This is a genomic window from Microbacterium sp. SORGH_AS_0421 (genome assembly GCF_030818635.1).
Classification (GTDB): domain Bacteria; phylum Actinomycetota; class Actinomycetes; order Actinomycetales; family Microbacteriaceae; genus Microbacterium.
The window spans coordinates 2,709,659-2,729,103 of record NZ_JAUTAO010000001.1 but is presented as its reverse complement, the minus strand read 5'-3'; the positions used below and the strand labels follow the sequence as shown (position 1 = coordinate 2,729,103).

At 68.8% G+C, this 19,445-nt stretch carries 19 protein-coding genes; 15 read left to right on the top strand and 4 right to left on the bottom strand.

All coding sequences use genetic code 11. The annotated features are described in order from the left end of the window. The first annotated feature begins 417 nt into the window (after positions 1-417). From QE416_RS12965 to QE416_RS12955, 3 genes are all read left to right on the top strand, one after another. Positions 418-2,286, top strand: a complete 1,869-nt coding sequence (locus QE416_RS12965; RefSeq protein ID WP_307316787.1) for a PPOX class F420-dependent oxidoreductase — start codon at positions 418-420, stop codon at positions 2,284-2,286. A 171-nt stretch (positions 2,287-2,457) separates the two neighbouring features. After that, positions 2,458-2,841, top strand: a complete 384-nt coding sequence (locus tag QE416_RS12960; RefSeq protein ID WP_267787322.1) for an ATP-dependent DNA ligase — start codon at positions 2,458-2,460, stop codon at positions 2,839-2,841. 7 nt (positions 2,842-2,848) lie between these two features. Beyond that, positions 2,849-3,274: a TIGR03618 family F420-dependent PPOX class oxidoreductase gene (locus tag QE416_RS12955; protein WP_267787323.1), complete on the top strand. Its 426-nt coding sequence runs from the start codon at positions 2,849-2,851 to the stop codon at positions 3,272-3,274. Between the two features lie 4 nt (positions 3,275-3,278). Here the strand turns inward: QE416_RS12955 and QE416_RS12950 are convergent, their stop codons facing one another. Continuing rightward, positions 3,279-4,430, bottom strand: a complete 1,152-nt coding sequence (locus QE416_RS12950; RefSeq protein WP_267787324.1) for an SLC13 family permease — start codon at positions 4,428-4,430, stop codon at positions 3,279-3,281. Positions 4,431-4,512: 82 nt separating this feature from the next. On the opposite strand from QE416_RS12950, the gene thrS reads away from it, so the two are divergent. Both thrS and QE416_RS12940 read left to right on the top strand, forming a co-directional pair. After that, complete coding sequence (thrS, locus tag QE416_RS12945; protein ID WP_307316784.1) at positions 4,513-6,498, top strand: threonine--tRNA ligase; 1,986 nt, start codon at positions 4,513-4,515, stop codon at positions 6,496-6,498. A gap of 107 nt (positions 6,499-6,605) precedes the next feature. Further along, a complete protein-coding gene (locus QE416_RS12940) occupies positions 6,606-7,118 on the top strand; it encodes an HIT domain-containing protein (RefSeq protein WP_307317952.1) in 513 nt (170 codons plus the stop codon). A gap of 57 nt (positions 7,119-7,175) precedes the next feature. Here the strand turns inward: QE416_RS12940 and QE416_RS12935 are convergent, their stop codons facing one another. Beyond that, positions 7,176-8,156, bottom strand: coding sequence for an RICIN domain-containing protein (locus QE416_RS12935; protein WP_307316782.1), 981 nt, complete (start codon positions 8,154-8,156; stop codon positions 7,176-7,178). A 442-nt stretch (positions 8,157-8,598) separates the two neighbouring features. Here QE416_RS12935 and QE416_RS12930 point away from each other — a divergent pair, with 442 nt between their 5' ends. Further along, positions 8,599-9,258 carry a hypothetical protein gene (locus QE416_RS12930; RefSeq protein WP_307316779.1) on the top strand — a complete coding sequence of 220 codons (660 nt, stop codon included), beginning with the start codon at positions 8,599-8,601 and terminating at the stop codon, positions 9,256-9,258. Here QE416_RS12930 and pdxY read toward each other — a convergent pair. Continuing rightward, positions 9,213-10,064 carry a pyridoxal kinase PdxY gene (gene pdxY, locus QE416_RS12925; protein ID WP_210075097.1) on the bottom strand — a complete coding sequence of 284 codons (852 nt, stop codon included), beginning with the start codon at positions 10,062-10,064 and terminating at the stop codon, positions 9,213-9,215. The genes QE416_RS12930 and pdxY overlap by 46 nt on opposite strands. Continuing rightward, a complete protein-coding gene (locus tag QE416_RS12920; protein ID WP_267787328.1) occupies positions 10,061-11,401 on the bottom strand; it encodes an aminotransferase class I/II-fold pyridoxal phosphate-dependent enzyme in 1,341 nt (446 codons plus the stop codon). Before QE416_RS12920 ends, pdxY begins: the two co-directional genes overlap by 4 nt. 116 nt (positions 11,402-11,517) lie before the next feature. Between QE416_RS12920 and pdxS the strand changes: the two genes are divergently transcribed. The 9 genes from pdxS to secF all read left to right on the top strand — a co-directional run bounded on the left by pdxS (position 11,518) and on the right by secF (position 19,365). Further along, positions 11,518-12,402: a pyridoxal 5'-phosphate synthase lyase subunit PdxS gene (gene pdxS, locus QE416_RS12915; protein WP_210075101.1), complete on the top strand. Its 885-nt coding sequence runs from the start codon at positions 11,518-11,520 to the stop codon at positions 12,400-12,402. After that, positions 12,392-13,009, top strand: coding sequence for a pyridoxal 5'-phosphate synthase glutaminase subunit PdxT (gene pdxT / locus QE416_RS12910; RefSeq protein WP_267787329.1), 618 nt, complete (start codon positions 12,392-12,394; stop codon positions 13,007-13,009). Before pdxS ends, pdxT begins: the two co-directional genes overlap by 11 nt. Positions 13,010-13,019: 10 nt before the next feature. Next, positions 13,020-13,778, top strand: a complete 759-nt coding sequence (locus QE416_RS12905) for a YebC/PmpR family DNA-binding transcriptional regulator (RefSeq protein WP_210075105.1) — start codon at positions 13,020-13,022, stop codon at positions 13,776-13,778. A 48-nt stretch (positions 13,779-13,826) separates the two neighbouring features. Next, positions 13,827-14,429, top strand: coding sequence for a crossover junction endodeoxyribonuclease RuvC (gene ruvC / locus QE416_RS12900; protein WP_267787330.1), 603 nt, complete (start codon positions 13,827-13,829; stop codon positions 14,427-14,429). 9 nt (positions 14,430-14,438) lie between these two features. Then, positions 14,439-15,059: a Holliday junction branch migration protein RuvA gene (gene ruvA / locus QE416_RS12895; protein WP_210112820.1), complete on the top strand. Its 621-nt coding sequence runs from the start codon at positions 14,439-14,441 to the stop codon at positions 15,057-15,059. Continuing rightward, positions 15,052-16,098 (top strand): Holliday junction branch migration DNA helicase RuvB, encoded by a 1,047-nt coding sequence (gene ruvB, locus QE416_RS12890; RefSeq protein ID WP_103209489.1) that lies wholly within the window; start codon positions 15,052-15,054, stop codon positions 16,096-16,098. Before ruvA ends, ruvB begins: the two co-directional genes overlap by 8 nt. Before the next feature lie 80 nt (positions 16,099-16,178). Continuing rightward, entirely contained in the window at positions 16,179-16,622 is a 444-nt protein-coding gene (yajC, locus tag QE416_RS12885; protein WP_307316770.1) for a preprotein translocase subunit YajC, read from the top strand. Positions 16,623-16,669: 47 nt separating this feature from the next. After that, complete coding sequence (secD, locus tag QE416_RS12880) at positions 16,670-18,379, top strand: protein translocase subunit SecD (RefSeq protein WP_210075115.1); 1,710 nt, start codon at positions 16,670-16,672, stop codon at positions 18,377-18,379. Continuing rightward, positions 18,379-19,365, top strand: a complete 987-nt coding sequence (secF, locus tag QE416_RS12875; RefSeq protein WP_210075118.1) for a protein translocase subunit SecF — start codon at positions 18,379-18,381, stop codon at positions 19,363-19,365. The genes secD and secF overlap by 1 nt, the downstream gene beginning before the upstream one ends. Positions 19,366-19,445: the final 80 nt, after the last annotated feature.

Here is a 19,445-nt window from a genome sequence, read left to right as displayed (position 1 = left end):
CCCGGTTCGCCGGGGGTTTCGTCGTTTCCGGGTGCGGCACAAGACCGGGCCGACGACGTGATTGCGACGTACCGTGCAGGATTATCGCGACGCTCTGGCCGACGACGTTCGCACGACTGTCGCGCAACGGCGCACTCATGCACGAGTCGGTAACCCGCACCTCGAGTTCGGGAGCTGCGCCGAGGGGAGCTCTACCGAGCCGGTCAGGCGGAGAGCCATCGGACCGAGTGGTCGTTCCCGCCGCCAGTAAGGGGGGCTGCGGAGTGCCTGGCGGCGGGAACAACACGAGACTACGTCGTGTCCACCATTTGGGGGACACGTTGGGTCGAGTCTTGTGGTGTCCTTGCGCTGATCTTGCGCTCGCTTTGCGCCGAGAACGTCGCGCGCACCGCGGGCGCATCGTCGAGGCTCAGTATCGTGACCTGGCACCCCGCGGCCCCGCCGCCGACGCCCGAACCGCCTCGCGGAACAGGAAGCGAGACCACCGTGAACAATGAAGCCCCCCTCTTCTCGACCCCGTCGGGTCCGATTCGCGGACGCCGTGAGGGCGCGGTTCTGCGCGCCAGCGGCATCCCCTATGCGCGCGCGAACCGCTTCGATCCCCCGGAACCGCTCGAGGACCGCCCCGCACATGACGTGTTCGACGCGATCGCCCCGTCTCCCGCCTCACCCCAGGCGCCCACCCCGCTGATCGATGCTCTCGGTGACCAGACAGGGGGGCTGCCGATCCGTGAGGACTGCCAGCACCTCTCCATCACCGTGCCCGCCGATCGGGGCACCGACGACGCACCTCTTCCGGTGATGGTGTGGATCCACGGTGGCGGGTACACGAGTGGGGCGGGTGACCTTCCGGTGTACGACCCCGCCGTCCTCGCGCACGAACAACGGGTCATCGTCGTGACGGTCACCTACCGCCTCGGCGTTCTGGGTTATCTCGGCGACGGCGCGGGACGGCCGGCGAACCTCGGTCTGCTCGACCAGCTGGCGGCCCTCGAATGGGTGCAGCGCAACATCGCGGGCTTCGGGGGAGACCCCGCGCGCGTGACGGCCTTCGGACAGTCCGCCGGCGGCGACGCGGTCCTGCACCTCATGGCGATCGATCGGGCCCGCGGGCTGTTCGCTCGAGCGATCGTTCAGAGCGCCCCGATGGGAACCATGGGCGCACGCGTCAAGCTCGCGGCGGCGATGAGTGCCGCATCCGCCGAACTCACACCCATCACGCCGGTGGGGGAGCTGGCACGCATTCAGGCGGCCGCCCTGCGGGTCTCGCGCGGCTTCGGGCGTTTCTCTCTCATGCCGTTCGCGCCTCAGCCGGGATTCACCCCGCTCCCTCCCGAGAAACAGATCCGCGAGAGGTGGCTCGAGCGCGCCCCCGGCATCCCTCTGCTCATCGGCGTGACGGCCGAAGAGACGCGGCTCTTCCTGCCGGGGATCTCGGTTCTCGACGGCCTTCGATCCCTCCCGCCGCTCTACGCGCTCGCCTCGATCGCGCTCGACACGGCCATGAACGCCATCGTCTACGGCCACCCCGCTCGTCGGCTCGCCCGTGACTATCGCCGTGCGGGCGGGACGGCGCTTCGTTACGTCTTCCGGTGGCGGGCGAATGACGTCTACCGCGCGTCCCACGCGATCGAGGTGCCCTTCGTCTTCGGCACGGAGTCGACCGGTGCGCATCTCCCCCCGTACGCGGGAGCAAGGCCCGATGAACTCGCCGCCGTCGGGAAGAGCGTTCGCGCGCTGTGGGGCAGCTTCGCACACGGACGGACGGGAGAGATGGCATCCGTCCCCGAGGTTCTCGATCTGTACGGGGATCGAGGCGGGCCGTCGGCGCAACCCACCCCGGCGGAGAGCGCCGCGCACTACGGTGACACCATGACCGTCCCCGATGCCCAGTGGCGCGAGCTCGCCGCCACGCCGTTCGTCTCTCTCGGTACCTACCGCCGCAACGGCGCCCTCGTGACCGTTCCCGTGTGGATCGCGCGCGACGGGGACGAGCTGGTCGTCACGAGCGAGCGTTCGACGGGCAAGGTCAAACGTCTGCGCAACGACTCCCGCATCACGCTGCAGCCCTGCAGCCGCATGGGGAAGGTCGAACCAGACGCCATCCGCGTCGAGGCCGCGGGGCGCATCGCCGGACCCGCCACCGACGACGCCCGCGCGAATGCCGCGCTCAACGGCAAATACGGGTTGCAGTACCGCGCCATCCTCGGCTTCGAGGCCTTCGCCAGGCGGATCCAGCGAAAGCCCGGTGACCGCGTCATCATCCGCATCTCGCGCGACGCCTGATCGGCGGCATCCGCTGCGCTATCCCGAACGCGCAGTCCACCGCAAGGGGTTTGCGCGAGAGAGGGTTTCGAGAGACCGTTCACACAGAGAGCGGTTGCCGGCCCCCGGATCCCGCGTTCCCCTTCTCGCCGAGAGGCGCAGGGCCGTGGGCGGCGGCGACGGGAGTGGAAAATGGGCAAATTCATCTACGACAGCAACATCAAGGTCGATTTCGAAGACCGGCTGCTGGCCCACCTGCAGGCGGTCATCATGGCCAAGGTCCGGCGAGGCGAGAGCTTCCCCTTCACGTGGAAAGACGACATCAGCACCGGCGGCGGACGCACCACGGTCTACATCCACCCGCACGTGTCGCTGGTGTTCAAGTTCCACGGCAGCCGCACGCCGCAGCTCAGCACGGCCTGGCTGCACGCGCTGACCTACAACGCCAACTCGGGTCGAGGGCTCTATGTCGTGACCGAGCCCGACGAGTTCGTTCCCCGCGAGAGCGTGCGGCGCGAAGAGATGGTGTTCAGCGAAGTTCCGAACGACCAAGCCCCCCACTCCATCCGCGGCTGAGCGGGGAATGGATGCCGAGCCCTCGGCGGTTACCTCCGGTATGAGCAATTGGGCCACCACCAAGCCGTACTTCGAGACCGATGCCGTGGCGCACCTGGCGACACTCATGCGCGACGGATCGCCCCACTCGATCCCGCTTTGGGTCGGGGTGGATGGCGAACGGCTCATGCTGTTCACCGAGGTCGACACCCTCAAGGACCGCAACCTGCAGCGCGACCCTCGCGTGGCCATCTCGGTCACGGCATCCGACAACAGCTACTCGATGGCGTTCGTGCGTGGCGTGGCCGTGGAACGGATCGACGGCGACGCCGCCCTGCCGTACGTCGATCGCATCGCACGGCTCTACACGGGCGAGGACTACGGTCTGCGCGAGGGACTGGCGGTCTGGTTCATCGAGCCCGGCAAGGCGTGGTCGCGTACCTACGAGGATTGACCGCTCACCACACGAGCGGCAGGACGCCCAGCAACAGGATCAGCGGCGCGATCACCGCGCCGAGCAGGACGAATCGGCTCCACCGCACCTCGACGCCCGCCGCGACGAGACGGTCGTGCCACAGCAGGGTCGCCAACGACGCCCAAGGCGTGACGATCGGACCGGCGTTCACACCGATCAGCAGCGCAGCCAGTCGCGCGGGAGAGCCCGCCACCGACTCGAGGGCCAGGTAGGCGGGCAGGTTGTTGATGCCGTTCGCCGCGAGGGCGCCGACACCCGCCACCTGCCAGAGCGACACGAGGTCGTCGCCCGAGCCGGCCAGCACCGCGGTGACCCGCCCGATCCCGAGGGCCTCGAGCGCCCCCACGGCCAGGAACAGCCCGCCGGCGAACACCAGCAGAGACCAGGGCACCAGACGGATGCCGAGGGCTCGCGGCGCGCGCCAGGCGAACGCGGCGATCAGGACGAGGGCCGCTCCCGTGGCCGGCATCCAGGGTTCGAGTCCGATGACCAGCAGGGGAAGCAGAGCGACGGTCACCACCGCCGAGACGCGTAGCAGGAGGCGATCCGAGACCTCGGGGGAGGCGGCATCCGGGTATGTCTTCGGCAGTCGGCGCAGGAACACGAGCGTCAGCACGATGACCGACACGGCGATGGCGATGAGCGCCGAGGGACCCAGCAGCGCGAGGAACGCGACGGGGTCGTGACCGCCGCCGAGCGCCTCGGATGCCAGCAGGTTGGTGAGGTTCGACACCGGCAGCACCAGCGAGGCGGTGTTGGCGAGCACGACGGTGACGAAGGCGAAGGGAAGCGGATCCAGTCGCCGCGCCACGGCCATGGCGACGACCACGGGAGTGAGCAGCACCGCGGTCGTGTCCAGCGACAGGAACGCCGTCGCCACCGTGGCGAGGGCCACGACCAGCACCCACAGCAAGGCGGTGCGCCCGCGAGCGATCCTCGCCAAGCGCGCGGCCACGACGTCGAACAACCCCGCCTTCGAGGCCAGTTCGGCGACGATCGTCACGGCGACGACGAAAAGCAGGATGGGCCAGACGCGGTCGGCGACGGCGAGGGCGGCGTCGGCGGGGAAGACGCCGGTGAGCAGCGCGATGAGCCCGAGCACCCAGAGCACGCCGCCGATGATGGCCAAAGTCACCGCTCCACTATGAGGCACGTCGCGTGCGGTCGAGACCACGCCCGCCCGGTAGCCTGGAAACGACCCCTTCAGGAGATGTTCTGTGACTGATTTCCCCGCCGATGGCTTCGCCCTCTTCCCCGACCGTTCGGTCGTCGCTCTGCGCGTCAACGGGGAGTTGAAAGACCTGGCCACGACCGTGACGGCCGATGACCGGGTGGAGCCGGTCACGGTCGACAGCGCCGACGGCCTGTCGATCCTGCGCCACTCGACCGCGCACGTGCTCGCTCAGGCCGTGCAGCGTGTCAAGCCCCAGGCGAACCTCGGCATCGGCCCTCCCGTCACCGACGGCTTCTACTACGACTTCCAGGTCGACGAGCCCTTCACTCCCGAGGACCTCAAGGTCATCAAGAAGGAGATGGAGCGCATCGTCCGCGAGAACCAGCGGTTCGTGCGCCGTGTCGTCAGCGACGACGAGGCCCGGGCGGAGTTGTCCGACGAACCGTTCAAGCTCGAGCTGATCGGGCTCAAGGGCGGCTCTGCCGAGGCGGCCGAGGGCGCGTCCGTCGAGGTCGGCGCCGGCGAGCTGACGATCTACGACAACGTCACCCGAGACGGCGAGACCGCCTGGAAAGACCTCTGCCGCGGCCCCCACGTTCCGGGCACCCGCCTCATCGGAAACGGTTGGGACCTCACGCGCATCGCCGGTGCCTACTGGCGCGGCAGCGAGAAGAACCCGCAACTGCAGCGCATCTACGGCACCGCGTGGCCCACCAAGGACGAACTGCGCGCCTACCAGCACCGTCTCGAAGAGGCCGCGAAGCGCGACCACCGCAAGCTCGGCAAAGAGCTCGACCTCTTCTCGTTCCCCGACGAGATCGGTCCGGGCTTGGCGGTGTTTCACCCCAAGGGCGGCATCATCCGCTACGAGATCGAGCGCTACATGCGCGAGCGCCTGCTCGCCAGCGGCTACGAGGTCGTCAACACCCCGCACATCACCAAGGGCGACCTGTTCATGACGAGCGGTCACCTGCAGTGGTACGCCGACGGCATGTACCCCCCGATGGTTCTCGACGAGGTCGTGGATGCCGACGGGCACGTGTCGCGCGAGGGCCAGGAGTACTACCTGAAGCCCATGAACTGCCCGTTCCACAACCTGGTCTTCCGTTCGCGCGGACGCAGCTACCGCGAGCTGCCTCTGCGCCTGAGCGAATTCGGGTCCGTCTACCGCTACGAGAAGAGCGGAACCCTCTCGGGTCTCACGCGCGTGCGCGGCATGACTCAGGACGACACGCACATCTACGTCACGGCCGAACAGGTCAAGGGCGAGCTGACCCACAGCCTCGACTTCGTGCTGCAGACCCTGCGCGACTACGGTCTCAACGACTTCTACCTCGAGCTGTCGACCAAGGAAGACGGCAACCCGAAGTTCATCGGCGACGACGCGCTCTGGACCGAGGCGACCGAGACCCTTCGCGAGGTCGCCGAGGCCTCCGGCCTCGAGCTCGTGCCCGACCCGGGCGGGGCGGCCTTCTACGGTCCCAAGATCTCGGTGCAGGCGCGCGACGCGATCGGACGCACCTGGCAGATGTCGACCATCCAGCTCGACTTCAACCAGCCCGAGCGCTTCGAGCTCGAGTACACCGGCCCCGACGGCGAGAAGCACCGCCCCGTCATGATCCACCGTGCCCTGTTCGGCTCGGTGGAGCGCTTCTTCGCCATCCTGCTCGAGCACTACGCCGGAGCCTTCCCGGTGTGGCTCGCGCCCGTGCAGGTCGTGGCCGTTCCCGTGGCCGCCGAGTACGGCGACTACCTCCAGGGCATCGTGGCCGACCTCAAGACCCGAGGCGTACGCGCCGAGGCCGATCACAGCGACGACCGCATGCAGAAGAAGATCCGCACGCACACCACGCAGAAGGTGCCGCTCATGCTGATCGCGGGGGAGCAGGACCGCGCGGGCGGCACGGTCTCGTTCCGCTTCCGCGACGGCACCCAGCTCAACGGCATCCCCGTCGACGAGGCTGTCGCGCGCATCACCGGGGCGATCTCGGCCCGGACACTCGTCAACACCGCCGAGGATCTCGCGTGACCACCGATCCGGATGCCGTCGCGGCGGACTCGTCGCCGGTAGCCGGCCCGACACCCGCCAGCGACGGGTCCGGATCGGTCACGACCGGCGCCGAACCCGTCGACGCCATGACGCTCACGGGCGTGCCCGACGAGTTCCAGCGCCTGTGGACTCCGCACCGCATGGCGTACATCTCGGCGGGCCGGGAGCCTATGGAGCAGAACTGCCCGTTCTGCGCCGCCCCCGACAAGTCCGACGAGGACGGTCTGATCGTCGCGCGCGGGAGGACCGCTTACGTGCTGCTGAACCTGTTCCCGTACAACTCGGGCCACCTGCTGGTGTGCCCGTACCGCCACATCGCGACGTACGACCAGGCCACCGACGAAGAGGTCGCCGAGATCGGCGCGCTCACGCAGCGCGGCATGCGGGTGCTCCGGGCGGTGTCGAACTGCGACGGCTTCAACCTGGGGATGAACCAGGGCGCGATCGCGGGAGCCGGCGTCGACGGGCACCTGCACCAGCACATCGTTCCCCGCTGGGCGTCGGACGCGAACTTCTTCCCGATCATCGCGAAGACGAAGGCGCTGCCCCAGCTGCTCGGCGACGTGCGCCGCACGGTCTCCGACGCCTGGGGAGAGTGAACACGGCGGTGCCGGTCCGCGGATCGTCTTCGCGAACCGGCACCGTCGTTTCAGGCGTTACAGACCGTCATGGTGCATCGCCTGGATGAGCCGCACGTTGCGGTCGAACGCGGTCTCACTGAACTCGTCCGAGTAGTTCAGCCCGTACGGCCACATGTGGCTGCCGCCGCAGTTGATCCGCGCGTCCGGACCATCCCACGACTTCAGCAGGGGTAGGGCGGAGGGCCAATCCTGCGCGTCGCATTTGGCCTGAAAGTGGCCGGCTGTGCCTACCCCGACGGTGTGCGAGATCTCGTGTAGCGCCGTCCCCTCGACCATGTAGGAACGATTGCTTCCGAAGCGGATGTCACCGTTGATGCTGGCCTCGGCCGTGGGGACGCCGGGTGCGTAGGAGACATTCAGGTGCCGCCAGGTGTTGTTGAACTTGTTGTACCGGGCAAGCGCACGGTCCATCGCGTCCCTGATGCGGGCGTAGGCATCGAGCTCATCGGCCGACGGGCTCGACGACTCGTAGAGGGTGTAGGTCATCTTCGACACGTTCGGGTCCGTAAGGCGCCAGCGCTGGACGCCGGTGCCGTCGCAGGTGACCTGCGACAGCAGCCCCCCGTCGGCAGGGGACGCGACACTCTGCAGGCAGAGGTTGTTGTACTTGTTGCGGATCTCGGTCCAGCCGCCTCCGACGTCGGTCAGCTGCCACTGCTGCACGTCGCCGCCCCAGCACGACCACTGACGCACCTCCGATCCGCTCGTGGTGGCGAAGTTGTAGTTGTCGAGGCAGAGGTTGCTGAACCTGTTCTTGATCTCGGCGTAGCCGTTTCCGAGATCGGTGATCGCCCAGAGCTGATTCTGGCCCTCGAGGCAGGTCCACTGGCGCACCTCGGCACCCGGCTGAGTATCGAAGGCGTAGTCGTCCATGCACAGGGTGTTCTGCTGATTGCGAATCTCTTGGTTCGTGCCCGTGCCGACCGGCGCGGTCGGTGCGGCCGAGGCGGGGGAGGCTGAGCCGAACACGGCGAGACAGAGGGCAAGGGATGTCAAGAGCGCGCTGCCCAGGCTCCATCCTCGACCTCTTGCTCGGGACGTCGTCGTCCGAGACATGTGAGTACCTTTCGTTGTGCCGGACCGCCACGAGGCGAGCCCGGGTGGGGCGGGGGAACGCCGCGCGCCGCAGGCGGGGAGTGCCGGCCGGAAGCGCACGACAGCGCGTCGTCGGGGAGGGGGTTGCCCGGCAGACCGCGACCCCTGACGGGATCTGCGGAGACGCGTTCTCGCGGGGCGTCGACTCCAGTGTTAACGCTCACATACCCGCTTGGGTGCGATCTTCTCGTCGCGAACCGGCCTCTGTCAAGGCGTCTTTGGACGTCATGCGTAACGCGTCGGACGAGAGCGCTCCCAGAACCTCGAGCGACCACGTATCGAGCAAACCGGGGTTATGCACAACCCCCGTCCGCGACGAGAGCGTTCCCGATAGCGTCACGGCATGAGCTCTCGGACTCGCCCTCTGGTTCTTTCCCTCACGCTCGCCGCCGTCCTCCTCGGGACGACAGCCTGCATCCCGCTGCCGAGCCCGCTCGGGCCCGACGGCGCCGCGGGGCGGCCGACCTCCGCTCCCGACGGCGCGCAGAGTCCGGTGCCCGAGGAGTCGACCACCGCCGATCCCGACGACGTGTCCGACGTCTTCGCGGAGCGGGAGGAGTACTTCCGCGAGCAGCAGCTTCCGATGGACGGTTCACCGCTGGTCGCGGTCACGCCCGCCCAGAAAGAATTCATCGCCGAGCAGCGGGCATACGTCGAGCAGCAGGGTTCGGCCTGGACGTCGGCCGACGAGAGCCTGGCACTGGCCCTCGCCGGAGACGCGTGCGAGACGGCGATCCTCAATCGCCATCAGGTCGATGCCTCGACCATGAACACACACGTCGCGACCTCCCCGCTGTTCGCCCAACTCATCCCGAGCGACCTCCAGGGCGCCGCGCGCGCACACAGGCCGAGAAGCCCATCGCGAGCGTCATGGTCTTCGGCGCGACCTTCATGTGCCCCGCCGACGGCGACGCTTGGGTCGCCGCGTATCGAGAGGTGTACGGCGGCTGAGCCGCGTCAGCGCACCTGGCGGACGGCGAACTGCAGACGGGGGTTCGCGTAGGCCTCCTGCGACTCGATGAGTCGCAGTTCGCGCGATCCGGATTCGAAGGTGTTCGAGAGCAGATCGAAGACACTCGACGCCGTGCGCGCCAGGGCGTCGGCCGCGTCGCCGCTGCGGCGGTAGTGGGCGGTGAAGAGCGCCGCCGTCACATCTCCGGAGCCGTTGGCCTTCATGGGGATGAGAGGCGTCTGCACGATCCACGCGCCGGCGTCGTCGACGACCATCATCTCGATGGTGTCGGCCTCTCGGTCGGGGCGTTCCACGCTCGTGACGAGGATCGTCCGCGGACCCCGCTCGCGCACGAGGTCGGCCGAGGCGAGGGTCGAGTCGATGCCGTCGGGCTCGGTGCCGGTGAGGAATCCGAGTTCGAACTGGTTCGGCGTCAGGATGTCGGCCACCGGCACGACACGCTCTCGCAACAGCTCGGGAATCGCGGGCGCCACGAAGCAGCCCGACTTGGCGTTGCCCATGACGGGGTCGCAGGCGTAGACGGCATCCGGATTCGCCCTCTTGACCCGCTCGACGACGTCGATGATGACGTCGGCGATGCCCTCGCCGCCCTGGTAACCCGAGAGGACCACGTCGATCTCGGGGAAAACGCCGCGCTCCTCGATACCGGTGAGCACGTCGGCGACGTCGGCGGGAGAGATGAGGGGTCCGCGCCAGGCGCCGTAGCCGGTGTGATTGGAGAAGTTGACCGTGTAGACGGGCAGAACCTCGACGCCGATGCGCTGGAGGGGGAAGACGGCGGCGGAATTGCCGACGTGCCCGAACGCGACGGCCGACTGGATCGAGAGAACCTTCATGCCTCGATCCTCCCACCTCGGACGCCTGGACGGAGTGCGCCCGCGGCGACGGCGAGGTCGTCGGCGAGGGCGGCGGCCGAGGCCTCGTCGAGGTCGTGCACCGTCAGGCGCAAGAAGGCGCCGGCGTGGTCGGGGGAGAGGAAGAACGGATCCCCCTCGCGTACCAGCCAGCCGCGGTGCATGAGCTCCTCGCGGACGGACGCGGCCGGAACCGGCAGCGGCACCCAGAGGTTGAGGCCGTCGCCCGGAGCCACCGGCAGTCCCCGTTCGGTGAGGGCTGCCGCGAACGCGGCGTTGCGCGCGGCGTAATGCTCGGCGGCCGCCTCGATGTCGGCTCGAACGGAATCGTCGGTGACGAGGGCGAGGGTCATGCGCTGCAGGATGTGGCTCACCCACGTCGTGCCCGGTGTGAGACGGACGGCGAGACCATCGGCCGTGTCGGGATCGGATGCCGTGACCGCGAGGCACGTGTCGGGCCCGAGGAACTTCGACATCGACCGGATGCGCGCCCACCGGCGTTGCGAGGGACCGATGACCGAGTGCAGGGGAGCACGCGACAAGAGCGAGAAGTGGTCGTCCTCGATCACCAGCACGTAGGGGTGCTCCGCGAGCACCTCCCGGAGGGCCGCGGCGCGCTCGGCGCTCAGGCTCGCCCCCGTGGGGTTGTGCGCACGGGGCGTACAGATCACGGCGCGAACGCCGGCCTCCAGGGCTGCGCGCAGTCCCTCTACGGTCATGCCCTCGGCATCCACCGCCACCGGCACCGCGCGATACCCGCCGGTGCGGACCGTGTGCAGCGCAGACAAGAAGCACGGGTCCTCCAGCGCCACGGCGTCGTCACGCTGCAGGGCCTGCGCGAGGAGGCGCTCGATCGCGTCGCTCGCGCCGCTGGTGACGGTGATCAGCAGATCGTCATGGGGCAGCTGGTCGGCCATCCAGCCGCGGGCCCAGGCCTCCAAGCCCGGGTCGATGACCGGCTCCCCGTAGAGCACCGGGCGCGTCGAGCGCGCCAGGGCCGCGGTGGGGTCGGGAATGAGCGCGGGGTCGGGGTTACCGGTACCCACGTCGCGCAGGACGGTATCGGGCGTGTAGCCCTCCTGAGCGACGGCGGTACGGTCGGCGACACGCGTGCCGCCGCGGCCTCGCGCCTCGACGAGCCCCGCCTGCGCAAGCTGGCGGTAGGCCGCGACGACCGTGTTCCGGTTCACGCCGAGGTCGGCGGCGACGGCCCGCACCGATGGGAGGAGCGTCCCCGGTGAGAGCTCGCCCCGCTCGATCCGCTCGCGCAGGTCGGCGGCGATGCCGGATGCCGATCGGCCGGTCATGTCGATGGTCATAGCCCCCCTGAGTCGAGACCAGCCTATGTCCTGCGCCATGCTACGGTTTGGCCTAAGCCAATTAGACGCGCCCCGAAGCGCGCATCTCGCGCCCCCGGGCGCCGAACGGAGTGGACATGACCGACACCGGAACCTCCCGCGTCAAGCGCGGACTCGCCGAGATGCTCAAGGGCGGCGTCATCATGGACGTCGTCACCGCTGACCAGGCGCGCATCGCCGAGGACGCCGGCGCCGTAGCCGTCATGGCGCTCGAGCGTGTGCCCGCCGACATCCGCGCCCAGGGCGGCGTGGCGCGCATGAGCGACCCCGACCTGATCGACGACATCATCGCTTCGGTGTCGATCCCGGTCATGGCCAAGGCCCGCATCGGCCACTTCGTCGAGGCGCAAATCCTTCAGGAGCTCGGCGTCGACTACATCGACGAATCCGAGGTGCTCTCGCCCGCCGACTACGTCAACCACATCGACAAGTACGACTTCACCGTGCCGTTCGTGTGCGGGGCGACCAACCTGGGCGAGGCGCTGCGCCGCATCACCGAGGGCGCGGCGATGATCCGCTCGAAGGGCGAGGCCGGCACCGGCGACGTGTCCGAGGCCACCAAGCACATCCGCACCATCCGCGGCGAGATCAACGCCCTGCGCGCCAAGACCAAGGACGAGCTGTACGTCGCCGCCAAGGAGCTGCAGGCACCCTACGACCTGGTGGCCGAGATCGCCGAGACCGGCGAGCTGCCCGTCGTGCTGTTCACGGCCGGGGGCGTGGCCACTCCCGCGGACGCTGCGATGATGATGCAGCTCGGCGCCGACGGCGTCTTCGTGGGCTCGGGCATCTTCAAGTCGGGCAACCCCGCCCAGCGCGCGGCGGCCATCGTGAAGGCCACGACCTTCCACGACGACCCCAAGATCGTGGCCGAGGCCTCGCGCGGACTCGGTGAGGCGATGGTCGGCATCAACGTCGCCGACCTCCCCGCCCCGCACCGCCTCGCCGAGCGTGGCTGGTAAACCCCGCGTCGGCGTTCTCGCACTCCAGGGAGACGTGCGAGAGCATCTCGCGGTCCTGACCGCCCTCGGCGCCGACGCACGCCCCGTGCGCCGGCCCGAGGAGCTCGCCGCCGTGGAAGGCCTCGTCCTTCCCGGCGGCGAGTCGAGCGTCATCGATAAGCTCGCGCGCGCCTTCGGCCTCTTCGACCCCATCCGCGAGGCGATCGCGGCCGGGATGCCGATGTACGGCACGTGCGCGGGACTCATCCTGCTCGCCGACCGCATCGACGGCGCCATCACCGGCCAGCGGACCTTCGGCGGAATCGACGCGCGCGTCGCCCGCAACGTCTTCGGCAGCCAGACCGCCTCGTTCGAGACGGACCTCGATGTCCCCGTCCTGGGTGATCCGCCGGTGCACGCCGTCTTCATCCGTGCGCCCGCGGTCGTCGAGTGGGGACCGGATGCCGAGCCCCTGGCATCCCTTCCCGATGGACGTGTCGTGGCGATCGAACAGGGCGCACTGCTGGGCACCGCGTTCCACCCCGAATCGACGGGGGAGACGCGCTTCCACCGCCGATTCCTGGACCACGTGTCCACCCGATACAGCACGCGCGCGCCCGCGCTCTAGACTGGAAGCCATGTCCGGACACTCCAAATGGGCCACGACCAAGCACAAGAAGGCGGTCATCGACTCCCGCCGCGCCAAGTCGTGGGCCAAGCTCATCAAGAACATCGAGGTCGCCGCGAAGCTCGGTGGAGCCGACCTCCAGGGCAACCCCACCCTCTTCGACGCCGTGCTCAAGGCCAAGAAGACCTCGGTCCCCAAAGACAACATCGACCGCGCGATCAAGCGCGGTGCCGGTATCGGCGGCGAAGCCGTCGAGTACACCTCGATCATGTACGAGGGCTACGGACCCAACGGGGTGGCCTTCCTCATCGAGTGTCTGACCGACAACAAGAACCGCGCCGCAGCCGAGGTGCGCACAGCCCTCAGCCGTAACGGCGGCACCCTCGCCGACCCGGGCAGCGTCGCCTACAACTTCAGCCGCAAGGGCGTCATCGTGGTCCCCTCCGAGGGCACCACCGAAGACGACGTCATGCTCGCGGTCCTCGAGGCCGGAGCCGAAGAGGTCGAGCCGCACGGCGAGGGCTTCGGCGTCATCACCGAGGCCTCCGACCTCGTGTCGGTGCGCAGTGCTCTGCAGGATGCCGGCATCGAGTACGACTCCGCCGACGTCGAGTTCGTCCCCTCCCTCAAGGTCGAGGTCGACGCCGACACCGCCCGCAAGGTGTTCCGCCTCATCGACGCTCTGGAAGACAGCGACGACGTGCAGAACGTCTACACCAACTTCGACATGACGGCCGAGGTCCAGGCCGAGCTCGAGAACGACGAGTAAGGGCGCGCCCTCTCCTCGGCACGGCCCCCGGCGCTTAGCGTGGGGGCCGTGTCTCGTTCCCTCCGCGTCCTCGGCATCGACCCCGGACTGACCCGCTGCGGCCTCGGCGTCGTCGACGTCTCGCCGAACCGCACGGCCTCCCTCGTGCACGTGGGCGTCGCGCGGTCCGCACCGACGGATCCGATCGAGAAGCGCCTCGCGGCGATCGCCGCCGGCATCCGCGAGGTGCTCGTCCGACACCAGCCGCACGTCGTCGCCGTCGAGCGCGTCTTCGCACAGAACAACCTGCACTCGGTGATGGGCACCGCCCAAGCCAGCGGCATCGCGTTGCTGCTCGCCGCCGAACACGGGCTCGCCGCCGCGACCCACACGCCCAGCGAGGTCAAGGCCGCGATCACCGGCTACGGCTCCGCCGACAAGCTGCAGGTGCAGACGATGGTGGCGCGGGTGCTGCGTCTCGACTCCCTTCCGCAGCCCGCGGATGCCGCCGATGCCCTGGCCATCGCCCTGTGCCACGCCTGGCGCGGGGGAGCCGCCGGAGCGTCGGGCGACGACACTCTGACACCCGCGCAGAAAGCGTGGCGGGATGCCGAGAAGAAGCGCACCCCGCCGACGCGTGTCGCTCGAACACATGTACGAACGGGCGCGTAAGCTGGTCCGATGATCTCCTCGCTGCACGGTACGGCGGCTCACGTCGCCGACGACTCGCTGGTCATCGTGGTGGGAGGTGTCGGCTTCTCCGTCGCGGTGACCGCCCAGCTGGCACGCACGGTGCACGTCGGCGACGACGTCCACCTGCACACCAACCTCATCGTGCGCGAGGACGCGCTGTCGCTCTACGGGTTCGAAGCCCGTGAAGAACTCACCGTCTTCACGCAACTGATCAGCGTCACCGGCGTCGGCCCGAAGTCCGCCCTCGGCGTGCTGTCGTCGCTCACCGTGCCGCAGATCGCCCAGGCCGTTGCCGACGACGACGACGCACCATTCCGCCGCGTCTCGGGCATCGGCCCCAAGACCGCGAAGCTCATCGTCGTGCAGCTGGCCGGCAAGCTGCAGGTCGCGCCGTCCGCGGCTCCCGCCGCCGCCTCGCCGCACGGCCAGGTGCCCGCGCAGGTCACGCAGGCGCTCGTGGGCCTGGGCTGGACGGAACGAACCGCGGCCGAGGCCGTGGCATCCGTCGCCGAATCCGCCTCCGAGGCCGACCGCGCCTCAGTCCAGTCGCTCCTCCGTCTCACTCTCGCACTGCTGGGTCCCGCCCGGAAGGAGAGCGTGAGTGGCTGACGTCCGCGACGCCGGAACGCCCGACGACGAGGTCGAACTCGCCATCGAAGGCGCCCTGCGCCCCACCTCGCTCGCCGAGTTCGTCGGTCAGCAGAAGGTGCGCGGCCAGTTGCAGCTGCTGCTCGACGCCGCCCGGATCCAGCAGCGCTCTCCCGATCACATCCTGCTCTCGGGTCCTCCGGGGCTCGGTAAGACCACCCTCGCGATGATCGTGGCCCACGAGAGCGGTCGGCCGCTGCGCCTGTCGAGCGGCCCCGCGATCCAGCACGCGGGCGACCTCGCCGCCCTGCTGTCGTCGCTCACGCCGGGGGAGGTGCTCTTCATCGACGAGATCCACCGCATGGCGCGCTCGGCGGAAGAGATGCTCTATCTCGCGATGGAGGACTTCCGCATCGACATCATGGTCGGAAAGGGAGCGGGCGCGACCAGCATCCCCCTCGACCTCGCTCCCTTCACCCTCGTGGGCGCCACGACACGCGCGGGCCTGCTGCCGAACCCGCTGCGCGACCGCTTCGGGTTCACCGCTCACCTCGAGTACTACGAGCCGGAAGAGCTGGAGCGGGTCGTCTCGCGCTCGGCATCCATGCTCGATGTCGGCCTGCCGGGCACCGCGCGTTCCGAGATCGCGCGCCGGTCGCGAGGAACTCCCCGTATCGCCAATCGCCTGCTCCGGCGCGTCCGGGATTACCTGGTCGTGAACGGCCCGTCGACCGGTACCGACGAGGGTCACGCCGACGTGCGCACGGTGGGCGCAGCCCTCGATCTCTACGACGTGGATGCCATCGGGCTCGACCGTCTCGACCGGGCCGTCCTCGACGCCCTCGTGCGCCGATTCCGCGGGGGACCGGTGGGGCTCAGCACCCTGGCCGTGGCCGTGGGAGAAGAGCCGGAGACCATCGAGTCGGTCGTCGAGCCGTACCTCGTGCGCATCGGATTCATGGGTCGGACCCCGCGCGGCCGCGTGGCGACTCCCGAGGCGTACGACCACCTCGGAGCACCCCATCCCGACGGCATGCTCCGGTTCAGCCGGGGGTCATGACCTATACTCGGCGGGGGATTCCCCGACCCACGCTAGGCAGTGCCGCACGGCGCGCCTGATCTGAAAGGTGCACCGCCTCCATGGACTCCAGTTTCCTCCTGCTCATCCTGTTCGCCGGGCTGCTCGTCTTCATGTTCCTGAGCTCCCGCCGGCGCATGAAGAAGCAGAAGGCCGAGCTCGAGCAGAAGGCTCGCGAGACGGTCCCCGGCGCCGAGGTCCTGCTGCAGGGCGGCCTCTACGGCACCATCGTCGAGTACGACGCCGAAGACCTCGACAAGCCCGCGCACGTCGAGATCGCCCCCGGCGTTGTCATCAAGGTGCACAGCCAGGCGATCCTGCGCATCGTCGACCCCGCCGCGGGCGCGGTGACCGAGGACGAGTACATCGAAGCCGAAGAGACCGAGGCCGAGTACGTCGCCGGTGTCGCCGATGGCGACATCACCTCGATCAGCGAGGACCAGCGCGCCGCCCGCCAGCACGCCGCCGACGCAGAGCGCGATGACAAGGACCGCCCCGCGGTCTGATCGCCCCTCCCGCCGTTTCGTTCACCGCCGCACAGAAAGCCGACTCCGTGGCGCCCTCGACTCCTGTCCGTCACGCCTGGCGCGTTTTGACCGGATTGCTCGCCATCACCGGCGTGCTCTTCGGCATCAACGCGCTGGGCGTGTACGTCTTCAACGCCAGTTCCTGGACCCCCGAGCTCGCGCTCGACCTCCAGGGCGGCACGCAGATCATCCTGCAAGCCCAGACCACCGACGGCGCCGCGCCCGACAGCGAACAGCTGGCTCAGGCCGTCACGATCATCCGCCAACGCGTCGACGCCTCGGGCGTGGGTGAAGCCGACGTGGCCACCGAGGGTGGCCGCAACATCGTCGTGCAGATCCCCGGCCAGGCCGATGAGGCCACGCGCCAGCGCATCCAGAGCTCGGCCCAGCTGCAGTTGCGTCCGGTGCTGTTCAGCGGCTCGCCGGCGACCTCGTTCGTGGGTCAGGACGGTGTCTCCACGCCGTACCCGACGCCCGACCCGAGCCTGCCGTCGACGCCGACCGCCTCGCCGACCAATGCGAGCGACCCGGCCTACATCACCCCGGCTCTGCAGGCGCAGTTCCTCGCGTACGACTGCGCGAACCCGCCGAGCAATCCCGCCCAGGCTCCGGCCGATCAGCCGATGATCACGTGCGGCACGAACGACGGGCAGAAGTACATCCTCGGCCCCGTCGAGCTCGACGGCACCGACATCTCCAACGCCACCAACGGCCAGGAGCAGAACACCGGCCAGTGGGCCGTCAACCTCGTCTTCAACGACCAGGGCACGCAGAAGTTCGCCGAGATCAGCCAGCGCCTCTACGGAGCCCAGCCGCCGCTGAACCAGTTCGCGTTCGTGCTCGACGGCTCCGTGCTGTCGGCACCGTCCATGAACGGCATCATCGTCGACGGTCGCCCCAGCATCACCGGCTCGTTCACGCAGGAGTCGTCGAAGGCCCTCGCCGACCAGCTGAAGTACGGCGCCCTGCCGCTGAGCTTCCAGGTGGTCAGCTCCGACACCGTGTCGGCGACGCTCGGTTCGCAGCAGTTGCAGGTCGGTTTCATCGCCGGTCTGATCGGACTCGGTCTCGTCGCGATCTACTCGCTCATCGTCTACCGCGCGCTCGGCACGGTCATCATCGCCTCGCTCGGCGTGATGGCGGTGCTGACGTATCTCGCGCTGTGCGTCCTGGCGTGGCGAGCGGGCTTCCGCCTCTCGCTCGCGGGTGTCGCCGGTCTGATCGTGACGATCGGCTTCACCGCCGACTCGTTCATCGTCTACTTCGAGAGAATCAGAGACGAATTGCGCGACGGCAAGTCGATCACCGCTGCCGTCGAAGACGGCTGGTCGCGCGCCAAGCGCACGATCTACATCTCGAAGTCGATCAACATCCTCGCGGCCGTCGTGCTGTACATCCTCGCGGATGCCACGGTGAAGGGCTTCGCGTTCACGCTCGGCCTCACGACCGCGATCGACATCTTGATCTTCATCCTGTTCACGCACCCCGTGATGCAGTTGCTCGCTCGCACCCGGTTCTTCGGCTCGGGCCATCCCCTCTCGGGGATGGACCCCAACGCCCTCGGCGCCGTGTACCGCGGTCGCGCGCAGTTCCGGGCTCCCGTGGTCGACGCCGGTCGGGTGAAGAAGTCCCGCGGCGAGGCGCAGCGTCGGCAGACGATCGCCGAACGCAAGCAGGCCGAACTGGCGGCCGCCAGCCGCGGTGATAGCCGCTCCACGAAGGAGGGAGACGACTGATGCGCTCCATGTCGCAGCTCGGTAACGACCTCTACTCGGGGAAGACGTCCTTCCCCTTCGTGCAGCGTCGTCGCCTGTGGTTCATCATCGCCGCGGTCCTCGTGATCGGCGCGGCCCTCGTTCCGCTGTTCCGCCCCGTGCAGTTCTCGATCGAGTTCACCGGCGGCTCGCAGTTCACGGTGTCCAACCCGTCGACGTTCGACCAGGCCCTGGCCACGCAGGCCGTGACCTCGGTCGTCCCGGATGCCGCGACGCGCGTCACCACGATCAGCGATCAGTCCGTGCGCGTGCAGACCGACCAGCTGGACAACGACCAGACGCAGGCGGTCTCGGCCGCCCTCGCGACGGCATACGACGTTCCCGCCTCGGAGATCACGAACTCGTTCATCGGACCCACCTGGGGCAACGACGTCACCCGACAGTCGCTCTGGGGTCTGTCGATCTTCCTCGCGCTGACCTTCCTGATCCTGGCGCTCTACTTCCGCACGTGGAAGATGTCGGTCGCCGCGATCATCGGTCTCGTCGACGTGCTCGTCATCACGATCGGTGTCTACGCCGTCTTCGGCTTCGAGATCTCGCCGGCCGCCGTCATCGGCTTCTTGACCATCCTCTCCTACGCCCTCTACGACACCACCGTCGTCTTCGACAAGGTGAGAGAGAACACCAGGGACGACGGCGAGATCTCCGGTCGCACGTTCGCGGAGTCGGTCAACCTCGCCGCCAACCAGACGCTGATCCGATCGATCAACACCACGGTGGTCGCGATCCTGCCCGTCGGCGCGATCCTCTTCATCGGTGTGCCGCTCGGCGCGCGCACACTCAGCGACATCTCGCTGTCGATCTTCGTCGGCACGATCGTCGCCGCGTATTCGACGCTCTTCGTCGCCGTCCCGATGTACGCCCTGCTGCGCGAGAAGGAGAAGCCGATCGCTCAGCGCGACGCACGTGTCGTGGCGGCTCGCGAGAAGGCGGGTGTCCCGGCCTGAGGCCGGGGCCCCGCCCCCGGGGTCTCACCCGCGGACCCCGCCTTGGACTCCTGTCTCGAGGCATAGACTTGATCGACTGG